Genomic DNA, 18,650 nt, shown 5'->3' on the forward strand with positions numbered 1-18,650 from the left:
ATTAATGAAAAATAATATTTAAAGGAAATTTTTATGAACGATACATTTTCAGAGGTTGATAGTCAAAGTACAGATAATGCTAATGGAGAAATTATAGTTACATCAGTCTTGGGTTCTGGAGAAAATGAATTGTTGCAAGGAGTAAAAATTAATTTATATAAAATAAATGGATTATCTCCAGTTCTTATTGAATCTAAAATAACAGATGAAGAAGGAAAAGTCATTTTTGGAGGAATTGAGAATGGATGTTATAGGATAATAGAGATAATAGACAAGCGGTATTTTGAAAAGCCTAAATATACAAAATGGAATGAAATTACAATAGATGATGCAAATAAAAAACAAAATTTAGTGGTAATTAATAAAATTAAAAAACTTGCAGCACAAAACGAACATAGGATTTAAAGTTAAAACAATGCATAATGTAAGCAAAGATTGTGCATTGTTTTAACTTAAGCTATAATCATAATTACTATAAAGTTTTAAAGTAGGTGTTAATATGGAAAATTATACATTAAAGATAAAGAAAATTCATGATAAAGCTATAATACCTAGCTATGCTCACGAAGGAGATGCAGGGGTAGATTTATATGCAGTGAATGAATTGATTTTAAATCATGGAGAAAGAGGATTAGTACATACAGGCATACAAATAGAATTGCCTAAAAATACAGAAGCCCAAATAAGACCAAGAAGTGGATTAGCATTAAAAAATGGAATAACAACACTAAATTCACCAGGAACTATAGATGAAGGGTATAGAGGGGAGATTGGAGTTATTTTAATAAACCATAGTAATGAAGAGTTTAAAGTGGAACAAGGAATGAAAATTGCTCAAATGGTTATAAAGCCTGTATTTAGAGTTGATATAATAGAAACTTTAGAGCTTTCAGATAGCGAAAGAAGTGAAAAAGGGTTTGGATCATCAGGAATAAGATAAAGTGATTTTCAAAAATGAAAAATAAAGAATATATTGACATATTGTATTCTATAAATATAAGGACGTTGTCAGTCATAATCAAAGGGACATTATATAATCTTGTTTTTACACAAGATTATATAATGTCCCTCCAAAATTTAATTTGGGATAACTTTGTTATCTAAATTAAATTAATTTCACAGAAACATTAAATCTAGATGGATTGTAATATCCATCAATTATGTTCCAGCCTTTAAAATCTTCCTTGTTATAAAGTAAATGTTCTTCTCTGTGAGATACAACAGGTAAATCACCAATAAAAATTGCTTCCTTAGCAACTCTTTTTAATTCAGCAATTGCTTGTTTAGCGTATTCTTGATTTGGAAAATAATGAAATGCTCCAAAACAAAATACTTTATCAAAGGTTTTATCTTTAAAAATTAAATTATTTGCTTCACCATGTAAAACTGAATTGTTAAGTATTTCTATGTGTTTTTTTACAAGAGAAGATGAATAATCAACTCCTACGTAGCTTGCACATTTTATATATTGAGCTAGTCCACCCGCACCACAAGCTACTTCTAATACACTATCAGTTTCTTTAATATCTAATTCTTCAATAATTTTTCTTGCTATTTCTTTTACATTAGCACAAGTATCTTCATAACCATCTAATACTTCTAAAGAATTAGTATTACCATTACCTTTTCTTTCCCAAACTTCTTTCCAATAAGACATATCTTCCATAATTCTCTCTCCTTCTAGTTTGTTATAAAACTTAAGAAAATAATATTTTATTTAAGTTAAACATTATTTTTAAGTGATCTTATTAATGAGTTCATTTATTGAACGGTATTATAGTAACATGGTTCAATGTTCAGTACAATAAGTTCATAATATAAAATTTTTTTAATAATAATAAAATATAATTATAGATCTAAGAGTATATATTTAAATTCTGCATTATTCGATTAATTTCATAAATGGTTAAGTAGAAAAATGTTGAAAAGTAAGAGAAAAGAAGGTATAATTTGGTTATAACTAGAAAAATAATATGAAAACAATAAAATGAGTTGAAAGGAGCGTTAATTTGAATTGATTATTATAGATATAATAGCTTCAATATTTCAATCAATAGCATTTGCTTATATAACAAATTATTGCGTAAGCAAAGAAGTAAAGAAAATAAAACTTGCGTTATTAACATTATCTTTTGTATTTATAGGTATGTTATTTACAGAAGTATTTGGAAATAACGGAGGAATGTCTATATTTATAACTCACATATTAGCAATTGCTGTAGTGGCGATATTTTATAAAAAAAATATCATTAATGCATTAACATCTTATACAATAATTTATTCTATATTTGGAATATATACAATGATATTTGGAAATTTAATTTTTGAATATGTTAGTAAGATATTGCCAGTAGAGTATGTTAACCAAGAAATCATTTCTATAATTTATTTTCCTCAACTAATATTAATAGGTTTATGTTTCAAGTATAAAGAGAAGATAAAGCAAGTTCACAAATTAATTATGATAGAAGGTTTCTCAGTGAGTGCTTTAATAATAAGTTTTGTATTGGATTTTATAATAACATTCTACATAGTTAGATTAGGAAAAGACAATCAGTTATTAAAAAATGTTATATACTTAGTATTTTTTCTGTTCTTTATAGTAATTTTAATATACTTTTGGAAGGTTAAACAGAAATCTGATCAAATATATAAATTAAATGAAGCTTTAGAAATTAAAAATAATGAACTTAGAAAAATTAAGCATGATTATGGTGCACAAATTTCATATTTGTATGGACTCTGTCTTATGGGAAGATTTGATGATTTAAAAGTATCTTTAAAAAATATTATAAATAATAACGAAGCTACACCTACAGCGGTAGAAGTTACTAAAAATGAAAAATCATTATTATCACTTGCTTTAAAGCCTGCTATAGAAAAAGGAATACATGTAATAATAGAGGAAAAATGTACTTTGAATTTAATAGATATGACTGAAATGGAATTTTATAGAGTTGTATCTAATATAGTAAATAATGCTATTAGTGCAATGAATGGGCAAGGAATAATAATTGTAAAGAGTTATGAGTATTTGGGAAGTGTGGTTATCAAAATAGAAAATAATGGACCGAAAATAGAAGAATATCATCTAAAAGATATTTTCAAGATAGGATTTACAACTAAAGACAATACAGATAAAAGCCATGGATATGGATTAAGCATTGTAAAAGAGCTTATTGAAAATTATAATGGTAAAATATATGTTAAAAGCACAGATGCTGCTACAGAATTTAAAATAGTTTTACCCATAAAAAATGAAAAAGTAGTTTAATAGACAGAAGATATTCTTTGAATTATAAAAGAATATCTTCTTAATTTTTTTATTTTTTAAAATGTATTAAATTGTAATTTGATTAATGTAAGAAATTTATGAAGACAAATCTATACACAATGTGTCAGAAAAACATAAATATGTTGAAAATTAACAAAAAAAAGTATATAATTTTATTTAATTAGAAAAATATATAAAAGAGTGATAAAAATGGTAAAGAATGTTTCTAAAAAAATTATAAAAAGCATATCTGTAAGTGAAAAGTATAGTAAAGATGAACTTGAAATAATGGAGTATGCTTTGGTGACTATTCTATTTGAGTCTATAAAAATGATTTCATTAATAATTATTTTTTCATTATTGGGATACTTTAAAGAGGTTATGATTATTGTAGGAATAATGTCTTTAGTTAAGCCATTTATTGGAGGATATCATGAAGAAACTCAAATTAAGTGTTTTATAGCCACAGTGCTATTGACAGCTGGAATATTGATTTTAAGCATGCAATGTAATATTAGTTTTATAAGTAATTGTATCTTAATTTTCCTAAGTGTATTTTGCATATGGAATCAAGCTCCAGTAATAAATTCTAAAATGCCAATTACGCGCCCCGAGCTTATAAATAGAAATAGAAATAGAGGTTTAAGTACTTCAATAGTGTTTGGATTAATATCTATAATTTTATATTATTATAGTAATTATTATTCATTAATAACATGGACAATTCTATTTCAGGCTATACTAATGTTTAATAAAAAAGAATAACTAATGAAGTTATAGAAAATTTAAATTAAAACTAAAGGTTTAAGGGAGATGGATATTATGATAAAAAAAATATTTGGTGAAATTTTAAAGAAAATATCAGATTCTATGATTACATTAGCTCCAGCATCATATTGGGGAAGTGGCGTTGAAGAAATGCCTAAATCATTAAAAAACTTAAGATAAATTAGAAAAAAATAGACTAGAGGGGGGCGTAATTTGACATTGTTTGTTATAGATATAGTAACTTCAGTACTACAATCAATAATATTTTCGTATACAATATTTTATTGTGTAGAGGAAAAGAATAAAATAACCAAAATAAATTCAGTATTTATGACGCTGCTTTTAGTGTTTATAGGACAATTTTTTACTGGTACTTTTGCTAATAATTTAGGTCCATGTATATTTTTAACACATATCTTATCTTTAGCTATCATTGCATTATTTTACAGAAAAGATATTATAGGTGCAGTAACAAGCTATACATTAATTTATTCTATTTTAGGTTTATATTCTACTATATTCGGTAATTTGATTTTTGAATATGTTAAGGGAATTTTGTCAGTAAAATATATTAATTATGAGATAATTTTTATAGTATATTTGCCACAATGCATATTTATATTTTTATGCTTCAAATATATTAAAAAGATAAAAGAAGTAGTTAAATTTATACAAAATGAAAAATTTTCTATAATGCTTTTTACAATGAGCTTTATTCTTGACTTTATAGTAACTTTTTATTTGATAACGTTAAGTGAAGAAAGTCAATTGTTAAAAAATATTATATATATTATATTCTTTATGTTTTTTCTAGTCATTTTGATTTACTTTTGGAAGGTACATAAAAAATCACAACAAATATATAAATTAAATGAAGCTTTGGAAATTAAAAATGGTCAACTTAGAAAAATTAAGCATGACTATGGAGCACAAATTTCCTATTTATATGGTCTTTGTCTTATGGAAAGATTTAATGATTTGAAAAAGTCTTTAAAAGATATTATAAATAATAATGATTCGGTACCTACAGCTGTAGAAGTAACAGGAAATGAAGAATCATTATTGTCATTAGCTTTAAAACCTGCTATAGAAAAAGGAATACATGTAATAATAGAAGAAAAGTGTGATTTTAGTTTAATAAATATGAGTGAAATGGAATTTTTTAGAGTCATATCTAATATAGTAAACAATGCAATTAAGGCTATGAATGGTGAAGGCATAATAATTGCAAAAAGTTATGAATATTCAGGTAATGCAATAATCAAAATAGAAAACAATGGTCCTAAAATAGAAGAACACAATTTGGGAAAGATTTTTAAGGTAGGATTTACAACAAAGGATAATGTGGACAATAGTCATGGATTTGGACTAAGCATTGTTAAAGAATTAGTGGAAAACTATAATGGAAAGGTGTTAGTTAAAAGTTCGGATACTGCTACAGAATTTAAAATTGTTTTACCTATTAATAAGGATATATAAATAAGAGAGAAATAATTATATAAGATGAAATATATATTTATTATAGAATAAGCTTCATACAAATAATATTAAAAAATTTATTATTACAAAACTTAATATAAAAACAACTTTAAGTAGTAAAAAAAATATATTTTATAAGTTTATTTACTGCTTATTTTTTATGCAACTTAAAAGACAATAAATTAATTTAATATTTATACTGGAATATGAAAACATTGAAAAAATATAAAAATTATTTTAAAAATTCAGAATAATAGTGTAAACTATATATTGAAGTGATAAAACTTAAAATAATAAAAGGGGTGCTATAGCGTGTATAAAATAGTTAACAAAAAGGAACTTACAGATAATATATTCTTAATGGACATAAAAGCTCCAAGAGTAGCAAAGTCTGCAAAACCTGGCCAATTCATTATTATAAAGAATAATGAAAAAGGTGAAAGAATTCCGCTTACAATAGCGGATTATGATAAGGAAAATGGAACTGTTTCAATAGTTTTTCAAACTGTTGGAAAAGGAACGAAGGAACTAGCTTCATATGAAGTTGGACAAGAGGTAGCAGACTTTGTCGGACCACTTGGACAACCAAGTGAGTTTATACATGAAGATTTAGAAGAATTAAAGAAAAGGAAACTTATATTTATTGCAGGTGGAGTTGGTGCAGCTCCAGTGTATCCACAAGTAAAATGGATGCACGAAAATGGTATAGACGTAGATGTTATTTTAGGAAGCAGAAACAAAGGTTTATTAATATATGAAGAAGAGCTTAAGGCAGTTTCAGGAAATCTTTATGTAACAACTGATGATGGTAGTTATGGTTTTAAAGGAACAGGTTCTGATATGCTAAAAGACCTAGTTAACAATCAAGGTAAGAAATACGACCATGCTATTATTATCGGACCAATGATAATGATGAAATTTACTTCAATGTTAACTAAAGAATTAGAAATTCCAACTACAGTAAGTTTAAATCCAATAATGGTTGATGGTACAGGCATGTGTGGTGCTTGTAGAGTAACTGTTGGTGGAGAAGTTAAATTTGCTTGTGTTGATGGACCAGAATTTGATGGACACTTAGTAAATTATGATGAATCAATGAGAAGACAAACTATGTATAAGACTGAAGAAGGAAAAGCTCAGTTAAAAGTAGAAGAAGGCAATACACATAGTCATGGTGGCTGCGGATGTGGAGGTAATGAATAATGGATATGAATGAAAGATTAATTAGAATTCCAGTAAGAGAACAAGATCCAAAAGTAAGAGCTACAAACTTTGAAGAAGTTTGTTTAGGATATAATGAAGAAGAAGCAACAAAAGAAGCAGCAAGATGTTTAAATTGCAAGAATCCTAAATGTGTTGCTGGATGTCCTGTGTCTATTAACATTCCAGGCTTTATTTCATATGTTAAAGATGAAAATTTTGCGGAAGCAGCAAAAGAAATTTCAAAATATAGTTCACTTCCAGCTGTATGTGGTAGAGTTTGTCCGCAAGAAAAGCAGTGTGAAGGAAAATGTGTTTTAGGAATTAAGGGCGACTCAGTATCTATAGGTAAGCTTGAAAGATTTACAGCAGACTGGGCAGCAGAACATAAGGTTGATTTAAGTGCAACAGAACCTAAAAATGGAATTAAAGTTGCAGTTGTGGGAAGTGGTCCTGCAGGGCTCACTTGTGCTGGAGATTTAGCTAAAAAGGGATATGAGGTTACTATATTTGAAGCACTTCATAAAGCAGGTGGAGTTTTAGAATATGGTATTCCAGAATTCAGACTTCCTAAAGAAAAAGTTGTTAAAAATGAAGTTGAAAACATTAAGAAGCTTGGTGTTAAAATTGAAACTAATGTTATTATTGGAAGAACTATAACAATAGAAGAATTATTTGAACAAGAAAACTTTGAAGCGGTATTCATAGGTTCAGGAGCAGGTCTTCCAAGATTCATGGGAATACCAGGAGAAAATGCTAATGGAGTATCTTCTGCTAATGAATTTTTAACAAGAGTAAACTTAATGAAAGCAGCTGTAGAGGGGTATGAAACTCCAGTTAGAGCTGGAAATAAAGTTGCTGTAATTGGTGGCGGAAATGTTGCTATGGATGCTGCAAGAACTGCCTTAAGACTTGGAGCTGAAAGCCATATAGTTTATAGAAGAGGGGAATCTGAGCTTCCAGCAAGAGTTGAAGAAGTTCATCATGCTATGGAAGAAGGCGTGATTTTTGATGTATTAACTAACCCAACAGAAATTTTAGTAGATGAAAAAGGCTGGGTTAAAGGAATGAAATGTGTAAGAATGGAACTTGGAGAACCAGATGCATCTGGAAGAAGAAGTCCAGTTGAAGTAGACGGTTCAGAATTTGTTATGGATGTAGATACAGTAATAATGTCTCTTGGAACATCACCCAATCCATTAATTTCATCAACAACTGAAGGTTTAGAAATTAATAAGAGAAGATGTATAGTAGCAGAAGATGAAACAGGTCTGACTACAAAAGAAGGGGTTTATGCTGGTGGAGATGCAGTTACAGGAGCTGCAACAGTAATACTTGCCATGGGTGCTGGTAAAAAAGCTGCAAAGGCTATAGATGAATATTTACAATCAAAATAGAAGGTTGTATTCAGTAAAATATATGATCACACAATAATGTAAATTATAAATAGATACTGTAATAAACATTTATTTTTAAGAAGTCAGGATTTTTTTAAGGAAACTTATTAAAATTCCTGACTTTTTTGCAAGTTTCTTTTTTACTAAAACTAAATTTAAAAATTGCAAAGCCAACGGGTTAAGACTAAATCAAGAAATAGTTTGATTATTAATCATACAATGAAATTAATAAAGTTAAGAAATTATTAGTTTAAACAATAGAGAAAAATGAATTTATCAAAAAAGTGAATGAAAGTGAATGAAAATGAATGAATATGAATAAAAATGAATTATTTTGAACGTTTTCTTTGACAAATAGAAAGTCATATAGTAAAATAAATTTTAGCTTTGGTAAGATAATGCTTTGAAAGTTAGTAAAAAATAGTTGTTTAAATTCATTGATACTTTACACAGTTTATAAGCAGCAATAAATCATAATAAAAAAGGATGAAATAATATGAACAAAGCAATAAACCTATTTAAAAGAATAATTTTATTTTTTATTGGAATGAGTATAATTCAATTTGGCGTAGCACTATTTTTAAAAACTAATATTGGTTCAGATCCGTTTACTGTATTTACTCAAGGATTAGCTTTAGCATTAAATAAGACAGGTTTAAAGAATTTTTCTTTAGTTAAATTAATAAGTGGAGCAAATGAAGTAACTCCAGGAGTTGCTAATATGATTATATTAGTTATATTGTTTATTGTAATAATTACAATTGAAAAGAGTCGTATAAAAATAGGGACTTTAATATGTGTTGTTGGAGTTGGTCCAATAATAGATTTAGGTGTGAGATTAGTTTCATATTTCCCTGTTGAATCTTATAATTATGTTGTAAAAGCATTATTAATAGCATTTGGATGTTTAATAATTGCAATAGGGTTTTCTGTTCTATCAGCAGCTAATATTGGTGTTGCACCAAACGATATTGTTCCATTTATAATACAAGATAAGACTAAAGTCGAATATCGTTGGGTTAGAATAGCTTTAGATGGTGCATTTTTAATTATAGGATTTATTATTTTAGGTGGAAAAGTTGGCATAGGTACAGTAATAGCCATGTTATCGACTGGTCCCTTCATACAATTCTGTCTTCCTTATGGAGAAAAGTTTGTAAATTTAATAGTAAACGAAAAAGAGAAGGATACAGAGGAAACTGCTACTGCTACTGCGTAATTAATTTATTTTTTCTCACATTAGATAAATTAATTTTAGTATAGATTTAGAATATATAGAAATAACTGCTCAAGTAATTTGAAATTATTTGAGCAGTTATTTTTTATTGGTAAAGAATTATGAGATCATATATAATAGAGAATTTTTCTAAAATATCTTTTATTATTCTAGCCAATTCTTTAATTTTGAAAAAATACTATATTTATTGTGCTGAAGAATAGTAGTAGTTAGTTAAATTATTGTTATCCCAAGTGCCAGCATTATTTTTGAATGCCATGTTTAAATCGTAACTTCCAGATGGAATTGTAATTGTTGCTATCCATCTTCCATCAGATTGTTTAGTCATTGCTACATCTGTTGGAGCTTTGAAGTTATTGTATCCCCAATGTAACGTCATTGAAGATGCACTAGAGGCTAAACTTCCATTGTAGTATACAGTAGTTGTCTTATTAGCTGTTGGAGCTGGAGTAATTTGAACTGGTACTGATGATGACCACACTTGTAAGTGCCAGTCTTTTCCAGAATTATTATCCCAGTTAGATCCATTAGTAAAATCAAAATCTAATTTTGAAGCTGAGGTAGGAATAGTTATAGTACCTTTCCAAAAACCACTTGAATCTTTAGTCATAATAACATTAGTAACATTTGTCCAGCCGTTATATCCTAAGTGTAGTGAAACATTATTGGAATTAGCCAAAGAACCATTATAATAAATGGTAAAGCTTTTACCTTGGACAAGGGTGCTACTATCGTAGTCTACTTTATAACCAGAGTGTGGTTTATAATCAGTTGTAGGTATTGGAGGTACAGTTGATTCTGCATCATAAAGAACAACTACTGAGTAAGCAGGGATATTTCCAGAAATAGTTCCATTTGAAACTGTTAAAGTGCAATTTGCACTACCTTTATTAGTATAAGTTCCATTTGCTAAGTTTGTAGCAGAATTAACATATGTGTTTCCTCCAGCATTTACTATTACGGTACCAGAAGTTCCTCTATCTATTAACATTGTTGTGTTATTGTTTGTCCATCTTAAATATTCGTTTTGTCCTACCATTGCATTATGGAATTTGTTGACTGCTATTACGTCAGAATCTTTCCAGAGTGGATCACCTTCAGCTCCAATATTGCCAGTAGGTCTATCAAAGAATAAAGGTGTAGCGTTTGCACGAGCAGCAACCATAGCCCAACCAAGTTCTCTTTGAGTATTTGTTAAAGATTTACTTGATCCATCTTGATAAGTATCATGAGTTTCAAAAAAGTCTACTGCTTTAGTTGAATCGACTCCACCCCAATTAGTTCCAATTGAACTAAGATTTGTTGAAGTAATTGAATTTCTTACTGAACCACCAAAATTACTTGCTGAAACATTCATAAATGATTCGTAAGCCACTAGATTATCTACGTTCCCATCTTGTAGAATTTCACCGTATAAAAATATATTGGATTTGTTGTGCAGATTACTTAGAACATTAGTCCAATAACTGCCAGCCCAAGATTGATTAGCATCTAGCCCAATAGTGGTTTCTATATGCTTAGCTGCATCAAAACGGAATCCATCAGCTCCTGCATCTATACATTGATTTAAAAATGCAATTGCTCTGTCTTGAATCACTGGGTTTTGAGTATTTAAATCCGGCATACCGATGCCCTTTTGTGTTATATCATATCTGTTATTCCAATTATTACATTGTCCTTGGTTATGATATAAGCTAGAATCTTTAAAACTGGAATCAACCTTTGAATCTAATTGATCTGGATTTCCATTATTGGCCATATGATTCATTACTACATCAACAACAATTGAAATTCCATATTTATCAGCTTCATCGCAAAGTGATTTAAAATCATCATAGCTTCCAAGTTGATCATTACCAATAGATTGGTTGGTCGGTTGATATAGTACCCACCACCTACTTGGATCTTTAGTGGAATCTTTAGTTCCTTGTATAGGAGAAACTTGAACTGATTTATATCCTGCTGCAGCTATGTTTGGAAGTTCATTTTTTATAGTTGTAAAGGACCAGTCAAAAGCATGCAGAATAACTCCATCTTTAGTTTTTGATGGTAAATTAGTGTTATTGGCAGCATAAGCGATTGATGAAAAGTTACCATTAATAAGATTTGCTGTAGGTATTGGAAGAAAGCTTAAGCTTAAAAATAAACTAGAAGCAATAAAGCCAGAAAGTAATTTTTTTTTCATTGATACACACTCCTTTTAGTTATGCAAACGCTTGCAAAAAATGGTGAAAAATTTATGTTAAATGTTTACCTTTTAAATTATAAATTAAATCATCCCTCCTTTTTTATTATAGTTTTAATTTATTGAGAACTCTTAAGTCTTATAAATGTAAAGGTATACTAAATAGACTAAGAGATAACTCCTAGGTTGGTTATTTTTGAAATAAAATATTGGTAGTTAAAAACAATTAACCTGTTATTTTAAGATAAAAGTATTAAATATATAAATTGTAATTTATGTAAAAATTATATCATACGTGGAATGAAATTCAATATAATTAATAAAATATGTGAACATTTACAAAAATGTAATTTTATAAGTTAGATTTATTTTGTATTTAAAGTTGTTAAGGTTTATATTTGTGAATATCCTTAACTTTAAATTGTTTTTTGTAAAAAGTATGTGAAGTTAATAATTTACAATAAGTTTAAGAGAAAGATTATTTGTTTTTTGACTTGAAATTATAAATTTACTTTTATACAGCATAGCAGTAAAATTATTTTTGGTGTTTGTCAAATCACATGAAAAATTTTGGAGTATGTTGAAAATCTATGAAATAAGTGTGATAATAAAGAGTAATGCAGAAATTACTTTTAGTCGAACAAAAGAAAATATTGTTCTTTTGATAAAAGCTGCTTTAAAGATTAAGTTTGTTAAAAAGAGGGGGAAAAATAAATTATGTCGGAAACCAAGGGGGAAGTACTATTTTATGGAATAGATAATATTAGTGAAAAACTAGATGGTATTATTCAAACCTTAAATTTGAAAAAACAATGTTTTGAGACAAAATTAATTATAATTGAAGCTGTTAATAATGCTTTTATCCATGGTAATAAAAAAGATAAAAACAAATCAATATGTATTAAATGGAAATTAGATAAGAATTTACTGAAAGTTTCAGTAACAGATTGTGGAGATGGAGTTGAAAAATTAATAAATTACAGTTGTAAAAATAATGATATTCTAGCTGAATCTGGAAGAGGTTTGCAGATTATTAATTGTTATAGTGATTCAGTGGAGTTTAAAGGTAATTCTATAATTATGAAAAAGTATATCGCATAGAAAATGAAATCAAATTAAGTGCACAAGTATGCTTTATTCAGCATTTTACATACTAAGGAGGCAAATCAATGAAAATTTCGTTAAAGTTTAAATTAATAGCTGCATTTCTTATCCTTATTTCAGTTCCTATGGGGATTTTAGGATATAGTTCTTATAATATGGCAGCTAAATCTATACAAGCAACAGTTCAGCAACAATTAAAGGAACAGACGGCTGATACATCTGCTTTAATTGAAAAAACTATACAATCAGTAAAATATTCCTTAAAAACAGCAAGTTTAAATCCTGAACTTGGTAAAGTTGCGAAAGATTTAAATAAAGGCGATATTGATACAGCATTTGAATATATTAAGAATGTTCAAAAAGAGAACCAAGATTATATGGAAGTATTAATTATTACAGATGCTTATGGGAAAGTAGTCATGGATAGTCAAATAAAAGATAATGATGTAGATTTAAGTGACCGTGATTACATGAAAAAAGCACTTAGTACTGGAAAAGAAACTGTTAGTGAAGTACTAACATCTAGATTTACAGGAAATCCTGCTATATTTATAGTTTATCCACTTAAAGATGGTGATAAGATTATTGGAACTTTAGTTGGTAGTATAAAATTTGAAAGTATTTCCACTTACGCATCTAAGGTAAAGGTTGGAGAAAATGGATATGCATACATGATTGATAAAAATGGATTAATTGTTTATCATCCAGATGCTAGCAAGATTTTAAAAGAAAATGCAAGTGATAAGGCAAATGATGAATTTAAACTTATAATTGATCAAATGAAAGCAGGAAAAGCTTCAGAGGCCTTTTACACTTATAATAACGTTTATAAATATACAGTTTTCCAGCCAGTTGATAATTGGGTTATTGCAGTGACAGCAAATTATAACGAATATATGGCATCAGCAATAGGTATTAGAAATAATACTATAATAATTGTTATAATATCAATAATTATTGCTATGGCATGTGCTTATTTATATTCAACTATGGGAATAATTAATCCTATTAAAAAACTAGAAAAGTTAATGAGACAAGCTGGTGATGGAAATTTAACTGTTCGCATTAATATAACTAGTAAGGATGAAATAGAGGAGCTTGGTAATTCCTTTAATGATATGATAAAGCATCAAGAAGAAATAGTAAAAAGTGTAAGGGGGGCTGCAGAGCAGTTAAATGCAGCTTCAGAAGAAATGGCAGCTTCTTCTGAGGAAATTAGTGCTACAACAGAAGAAGTTACTGCAACTATTAATCAAGTAGCGCAGGATGCAGAAAAGCAGAATGCATCTATTGTAGATGTTTCAGGAGTTTTAGTACAATTAGCAAGTCTTGTTCAATTGGCACAAAACAGAGCTAAATTTACAAGTTCAAATGCTGCCAATACTATGACTGTTGCGGATAGAGGACGTGAAAAGGTAGAAGAAACAGTAAAAGCAATGAATATTATAAGCATGGGAAGTGAAGAAACTTCAAAGGCACTTGAGGCGGTTAATAGTTTATCAGTTAAAGTTGGTGGAATTATAACTACTATAAATGCAATTGCAGAACAAACTAATCTTTTGGCTTTAAATGCAGCCATAGAAGCTGCTAGAGCTGGAGAGCATGGTAAAGGCTTTAGCGTAGTTGCTGATGAAGTACGTAAATTATCAGAGGAATCAAATGATAGAGCAAAAGAAATAAATGATTTAGTTAGTGAAATGATGCAGCAAATAAAAAACGCAGTAACAGCAATGGGAAGAGCTAAAAATGAAGTTAGTAATGGAGTTACAATAGTATCAGAAACCGATAAAGCTTTCGTTAATATAATGGAAGCTATAGAAAATATAACTGGACATGTTAATGAGATTCTTGACATTACAGGTGATGAAGTTGCATCTTCAGATAAAGTAGTTAAGCTTATTAATGAAATAGCCACAATAACAGAAAGTAATTCTGCAAATAGTGAAAATGTGTCATTAGCAGCAGAGGAACAAGCTAGTGCAATAAATAACTTAACAGCGACAGCAGAAGAAACAAGTGCTATGGCAGAGGAATTAACTAAACTTGTAGAAAGATTTGAAATATGAGGTGAAGGATAATGGAAAACAATGTTATGATTAATATACCTAAAGATTTTGTCGTGGAGGAAGTAGCTACATTTAGAATAGAAATAAATAAGTTAATGGAGGATAGAAATAAAAACTTTATCTTTAATTTTAGTGAATGTAATTTCATTGACAGCACTGGACTTGGAGCATTAGTATCAATTTATAAAAAATGTGTTGAAAAAGGGGGAAGCATAAAATTAAAAGCACTAAATCCAGAAGTAGAAAAGTTATTTAAATTAACAAGATTAGATAAAGTATTTGAAATATGTCCATAAATATATAATAGGTGACTGGAATTTTTAAAAACAGTAAAATTCAGTTGAAAGGACATTTTGAATTATGTATAAAAGAATGCAAGATGCAGCAATATTAGAAAAAGAATTAAATGGTATACTAAATGGTATTCCAGATGTAATAAAAGTATATAATCCTGATTACACAATCGCATTTTTCAATGAAGCAGGCTATGATTTTTATAATAGAAACCTAGAACACGTAAAAGGGAAAATGTGTTATGAAGTTTTAGGAAGGAAAGATAAATGTCTAGATTGTTCCTTTGATGAGGTTGTAGAAAATAAGCAAATGATTACACGAGAGAGATATATTCCTGAATTAAATAAGTTTATGGATGTTTGTTATAATCCAGTATTAGACGATGATGGAAAGGTATTATTTATTGTTGAAAGATTAAGAGATATTACTGAAAAAAAGATTTTAGATAAGATACTAAAAGACAGTAAAGAAAAATACAAACAAATTATAAATAATTCTCCTGATGCTATACTTATTATAGTAGATAACAAGATTGTTTTAGTAAATTATGAGGCTTGCAATTTACTTGGATTAGAATATAGTAAGATTATTGATAGCAATGTATATAAGCATTTCCCCCTAAAGTATAGGAAAGCTTTGCATAAACGATTTAGAAATATACTGTTACAAAAAAGAATAAAAGATACTTATGATTATGAATTTGATTTATTGAAAAATAAAAAAAGTAATTTAGAAGTAAGTTGTAGTTATATGTTATATGATGGCAGACCAGCTATATTAGCAGCCATGAGAGATGTTACTGATATGAAGCAAGAGCTAAACAGGGCTGCTAAACTTCAAAGGAAGAATTTGCAGAACAGTTTTCCTTGTGAAGAATATTACAGCATAGAAAGTGTATACATACCTGCAAACATGATTAGTGGTGATTTTTATAGAATTTACAAAGCAAGTGAAAATGCAATTGTGGGAATAGTTATAGATGTTAGAGGAAAAGGAATCTCAGCGGCTCTTAATATATCAGCCTTAGACGTGTTATTCCTTCAAGAAATTGCTGTTTATAGTGAACCAATTGATATAGTTAACAGCTTAAATAAAAAATTGGTCAGCTATTATGAAGAAAATTATATTGCGGTATGCTGCTTTAGTATGGATTTTAATAAGAAAGAACTTAAAGTAGTTGGAGCAGGAATGAATAGATTCATTTTTCAAAAGAAGGATGAAAAAGTAGAAGAAAAGATTGTTGAAGGACCTTTTTTAGGAATGTTTGAGAATAGTGATTTTTCGGAACAGATAATATCTTTTGATTCAGGTGATAAAGTTTTCTTTGTATCTGATGGTTTAGACTTTATATTTGATGAGGATAAGGTGATACAAGGATATATGGGAGATGTTGATATAGCTAAGTTTAAAGCTTATATAGATGAATTTTTAGAAGATACCAGGTTAGAGGTTGGGAAGTTGGAAGATGATTCTACTATGATTGCAATGGAGATAAAGTGATTATAATTTAATTGCTGAATTTTTCTTGGTAGTGTAGTTGGGGAAGGGATTATGATAGTTGTCTACACTGCCGCTAGATTCAATAATATAAGTTTACCTTTTAAAAATTATTTAGTTAAAATAATTTTAGAATTATCAAGAACCATAATTACAAAAATGTGCTATTTGACATAGTTAAGAGAATGAGATAGAATAGTTTATACGAGATGAACATTCTTTGAAAAATGAATATGTTATTAAACCATCTTAAACCTGGGGGCGTTTTGGCTTCGACGGGGGTGGGATAGGGTTTGTTAAGCGAGTCGAGGGACGCATGGAGCCTCGTTAATAAAGTATGCATTAAATGTAAACGCAGAAGATAATTTTGCATTAGCAGCTTAGTTTAAAGCTGTTCATCAGCCCAGGTTGCCTACGGCTTGGATCACTGGTGTCATTTAAGTGGGAAACGAAGTTTAGCAAAGCTTTGAGCTAAAGGGGTATTAATGAAGCTACCGGAAAGTATAGCCTGTCTAAGGGCGATGCTTTTGGGGAATCTTAAAACTTAGACTGCACTCGGAGAAAGGCAAATTCAGCTGCTTTCGGACAGGGGTTCGATACCCCTCGCCTCCACCAAATAAGAACTAGAATTTTGATACAATGGAAAGCCCTTGGATTCAAGGAGTTTTGTTGTTTCTTGGGACGAACTGTGGCAGAAAATTTTGAGTTCTGAGCTTAGATTTATAGAGTTTTGTGTTGGACATGCACACCCTTGATTCTTTTTGAATTAGGGGTGTGCATTTTTTGTTAGGGTGTGCACTTTTTAGCGAAAATAATATTTATGAAAAATAGAGTTATAAACGTGTCATTTGTGATTGTCCAAATTGAAATTTTTATTTTAAGAAGTTATATAGTAAGTTATAATTAAAATAAAATGTGATAAGAATTTGTAATATAAAATAGAAATGTAAATAAAGAATAAGATTCTAGTATTTAATATAAAGGAGCTGATTCAAATGAAATGGCAGGAAGTTAGAGAAATGTATCCAAATCAATTTATTAAATTTGAAATCGTAGAATACCATGAAGATGAGAAAACTAAATATGTTGATGAAGTTGCAGTGATAAAAGCAATAAAAGATGGCAGAGAAGCTATGAAGGAATTTACAAAATGCAAAAATGGTCAACTAGTGTATAGCACAGAAAATGAAAGCATTGTTATAGAGAAAATTAAACATATTGGAATTAGAAGGAGTATATAATGAAAACAAAAATACAAATAAAAAATGGATTACTATATACTTCTATAAAATTGGGGCATGAAGGAAATTGTGTTATTATCGATGATGTAATTATTGATACGGGAGCATTTCATACAATAATAACTACAGATTTTTTAGATGATATGGGAGCAGAATTTTCAAATGAAGATAAACTTATAGAAGCTTCAGGTTATGGAGGAGCTTCTAGTTATGCAGTGAGGAAAAGAATTGATTCAATTGATTGTAATGGAATTAGAATTCATGATTTTAAAATAGACTTTGGGGAAATTGATCCAAATGAAAAAGTTAACGGATTATTGGGATTAGATTTTTTAAGAGAAGCAGGTATTATAATAGATTTAGTTGATTTGGTAATATATGCAAAGGAGATATAAATTTATAATGTTCCCAAACACTTTTCACGTTGAGACAGTTGTTAAGCTAGTACGTAAATAGGCTGATATCAAAGGGTTTCAAGGTTTTTAGAAAATTAGATAATGTGTTTTATATGTTCCCCAAAGTTACTTTGGGGAATTTTTTAGTTTAGGGGGTCTAACTTTTACGCAGAAATAGGGATATTTGCATTAAGGTTTGGATTTTGCGAAATTGTATGGGAGATTAGGAAAAATACCTTAACTAATCTAAGTAAAAAATAGCAGTATAGAAATATAAGGATAAAAATATAGTTGATTAGAATTATTGAGAACAGATAATGCTTGTGATTTTTTTGTGTGGTAAAATATATATGGAATGAAGAAATATGTAAGAATATAGTATACAACTATAATAGTGCAAAAATGCTTGAATAATTTTACAAATGAATAAAATAAAAAACATTTATGATAAATCCTTGTTATAATTGAGTTTGTACACAAAAATGACAGCAAGGAGCTATACATAAATGTTTC

17 protein-coding genes and 1 other RNA gene are annotated in these 18,650 nt (G+C 28.7%); 16 read left to right on the forward strand and 2 right to left on the reverse strand.

What is annotated here, in order from left to right; genetic code table 11:
- Positions 1 to 33 precede the first annotated feature (33 nt).
- Together CLPUN_RS06940 and dut are read left to right on the forward strand one after the other, a co-directional pair.
- Positions 34 to 405, forward strand: a complete 372-nt coding sequence (locus CLPUN_RS06940) for a prealbumin-like fold domain-containing protein (protein WP_077846590.1) — start codon at positions 34 to 36, stop codon at positions 403 to 405.
- 94 nt (positions 406 to 499) lie between these two features.
- The gene (gene dut, locus CLPUN_RS06945) at positions 500 to 940 is read left to right on the forward strand and encodes a dUTP diphosphatase (protein ID WP_077846591.1); all 441 of its coding nucleotides are present in this window, start codon (positions 500 to 502) and stop codon (positions 938 to 940) included.
- A 165-nt stretch (positions 941 to 1,105) separates the two neighbouring features.
- Here the strand turns inward: dut and CLPUN_RS06950 are convergent, their stop codons facing one another.
- Positions 1,106 to 1,666: a class I SAM-dependent methyltransferase gene (locus CLPUN_RS06950; RefSeq protein WP_077846592.1), complete on the reverse strand. Its 561-nt coding sequence runs from the start codon at positions 1,664 to 1,666 to the stop codon at positions 1,106 to 1,108.
- A gap of 348 nt (positions 1,667 to 2,014) precedes the next feature.
- Between CLPUN_RS06950 and CLPUN_RS06955 the strand changes: the two genes are divergently transcribed.
- The 7 genes from CLPUN_RS06955 (at position 2,015) to CLPUN_RS06980 (ending at position 9,337) form a co-directional block, all read left to right on the forward strand.
- The gene (locus CLPUN_RS06955) at positions 2,015 to 3,274 is read left to right on the forward strand and encodes a sensor histidine kinase (RefSeq protein WP_077846593.1); all 1,260 of its coding nucleotides are present in this window, start codon (positions 2,015 to 2,017) and stop codon (positions 3,272 to 3,274) included.
- A 210-nt stretch (positions 3,275 to 3,484) separates the two neighbouring features.
- Positions 3,485 to 4,039, forward strand: coding sequence for an accessory gene regulator ArgB-like protein (locus CLPUN_RS06960; protein ID WP_077846594.1), 555 nt, complete (start codon positions 3,485 to 3,487; stop codon positions 4,037 to 4,039).
- Between the two features lie 57 nt (positions 4,040 to 4,096).
- Positions 4,097 to 4,222: a hypothetical protein gene (locus CLPUN_RS29140; protein WP_278281609.1), complete on the forward strand. Its 126-nt coding sequence runs from the start codon at positions 4,097 to 4,099 to the stop codon at positions 4,220 to 4,222.
- A 33-nt stretch (positions 4,223 to 4,255) separates the two neighbouring features.
- A complete protein-coding gene (locus tag CLPUN_RS06965; protein WP_077846595.1) occupies positions 4,256 to 5,521 on the forward strand; it encodes a sensor histidine kinase in 1,266 nt (421 codons plus the stop codon).
- Between the two features lie 312 nt (positions 5,522 to 5,833).
- Positions 5,834 to 6,724, forward strand: a complete 891-nt coding sequence (locus CLPUN_RS06970; RefSeq protein WP_077846596.1) for a sulfide/dihydroorotate dehydrogenase-like FAD/NAD-binding protein — start codon at positions 5,834 to 5,836, stop codon at positions 6,722 to 6,724.
- Positions 6,724 to 8,118 carry an NADPH-dependent glutamate synthase gene (gene gltA / locus CLPUN_RS06975; RefSeq protein WP_077846597.1) on the forward strand — a complete coding sequence of 465 codons (1,395 nt, stop codon included), beginning with the start codon at positions 6,724 to 6,726 and terminating at the stop codon, positions 8,116 to 8,118. Before CLPUN_RS06970 ends, gltA begins: the two co-directional genes overlap by 1 nt.
- Before the next feature lie 496 nt (positions 8,119 to 8,614).
- Complete coding sequence (locus CLPUN_RS06980) at positions 8,615 to 9,337, forward strand: YczE/YyaS/YitT family protein (protein ID WP_077846598.1); 723 nt, start codon at positions 8,615 to 8,617, stop codon at positions 9,335 to 9,337.
- Positions 9,338 to 9,539: 202 nt separating this feature from the next.
- Here the strand turns inward: CLPUN_RS06980 and CLPUN_RS06985 are convergent, their stop codons facing one another.
- Positions 9,540 to 11,540: a carbohydrate-binding protein gene (locus CLPUN_RS06985; protein WP_077846599.1), complete on the reverse strand. Its 2,001-nt coding sequence runs from the start codon at positions 11,538 to 11,540 to the stop codon at positions 9,540 to 9,542.
- A gap of 717 nt (positions 11,541 to 12,257) precedes the next feature.
- Here CLPUN_RS06985 and CLPUN_RS06990 point away from each other — a divergent pair.
- The 7 genes from CLPUN_RS06990 to CLPUN_RS07020 all read left to right on the forward strand — a co-directional run bounded on the left by CLPUN_RS06990 (position 12,258) and on the right by CLPUN_RS07020 (position 18,137).
- The gene (locus tag CLPUN_RS06990; protein ID WP_077846600.1) at positions 12,258 to 12,641 is read left to right on the forward strand and encodes an ATP-binding protein; all 384 of its coding nucleotides are present in this window, start codon (positions 12,258 to 12,260) and stop codon (positions 12,639 to 12,641) included.
- Between the two features lie 68 nt (positions 12,642 to 12,709).
- The gene (locus CLPUN_RS06995) at positions 12,710 to 14,710 is read left to right on the forward strand and encodes a methyl-accepting chemotaxis protein (RefSeq protein WP_077846601.1); all 2,001 of its coding nucleotides are present in this window, start codon (positions 12,710 to 12,712) and stop codon (positions 14,708 to 14,710) included.
- Positions 14,711 to 14,721: 11 nt separating this feature from the next.
- The gene (locus CLPUN_RS07000) at positions 14,722 to 15,006 is read left to right on the forward strand and encodes an STAS domain-containing protein (RefSeq protein WP_077846602.1); all 285 of its coding nucleotides are present in this window, start codon (positions 14,722 to 14,724) and stop codon (positions 15,004 to 15,006) included.
- Positions 15,007 to 15,070: 64 nt separating this feature from the next.
- Positions 15,071 to 16,504: a SpoIIE family protein phosphatase gene (locus CLPUN_RS07005; protein ID WP_077846603.1), complete on the forward strand. Its 1,434-nt coding sequence runs from the start codon at positions 15,071 to 15,073 to the stop codon at positions 16,502 to 16,504.
- Between the two features lie 254 nt (positions 16,505 to 16,758).
- Positions 16,759 to 17,116: a transfer-messenger RNA gene (gene ssrA / locus CLPUN_RS07010) on the forward strand.
- A gap of 380 nt (positions 17,117 to 17,496) precedes the next feature.
- Positions 17,497 to 17,742, forward strand: a complete 246-nt coding sequence (locus CLPUN_RS07015; protein ID WP_077846604.1) for a hypothetical protein — start codon at positions 17,497 to 17,499, stop codon at positions 17,740 to 17,742.
- On the forward strand, positions 17,742 to 18,137 hold the full coding sequence (locus CLPUN_RS07020) for a retropepsin-like aspartic protease (protein WP_077846605.1): 396 nt from the start codon (positions 17,742 to 17,744) through the stop codon (positions 18,135 to 18,137). Before CLPUN_RS07015 ends, CLPUN_RS07020 begins: the two co-directional genes overlap by 1 nt.
- Positions 18,138 to 18,650 lie beyond the last annotated feature (513 nt).

The sequence above is a fragment of the Clostridium puniceum genome, from assembly GCF_002006345.1.
Classification (GTDB): domain Bacteria; phylum Bacillota; class Clostridia; order Clostridiales; family Clostridiaceae; genus Clostridium; species Clostridium puniceum.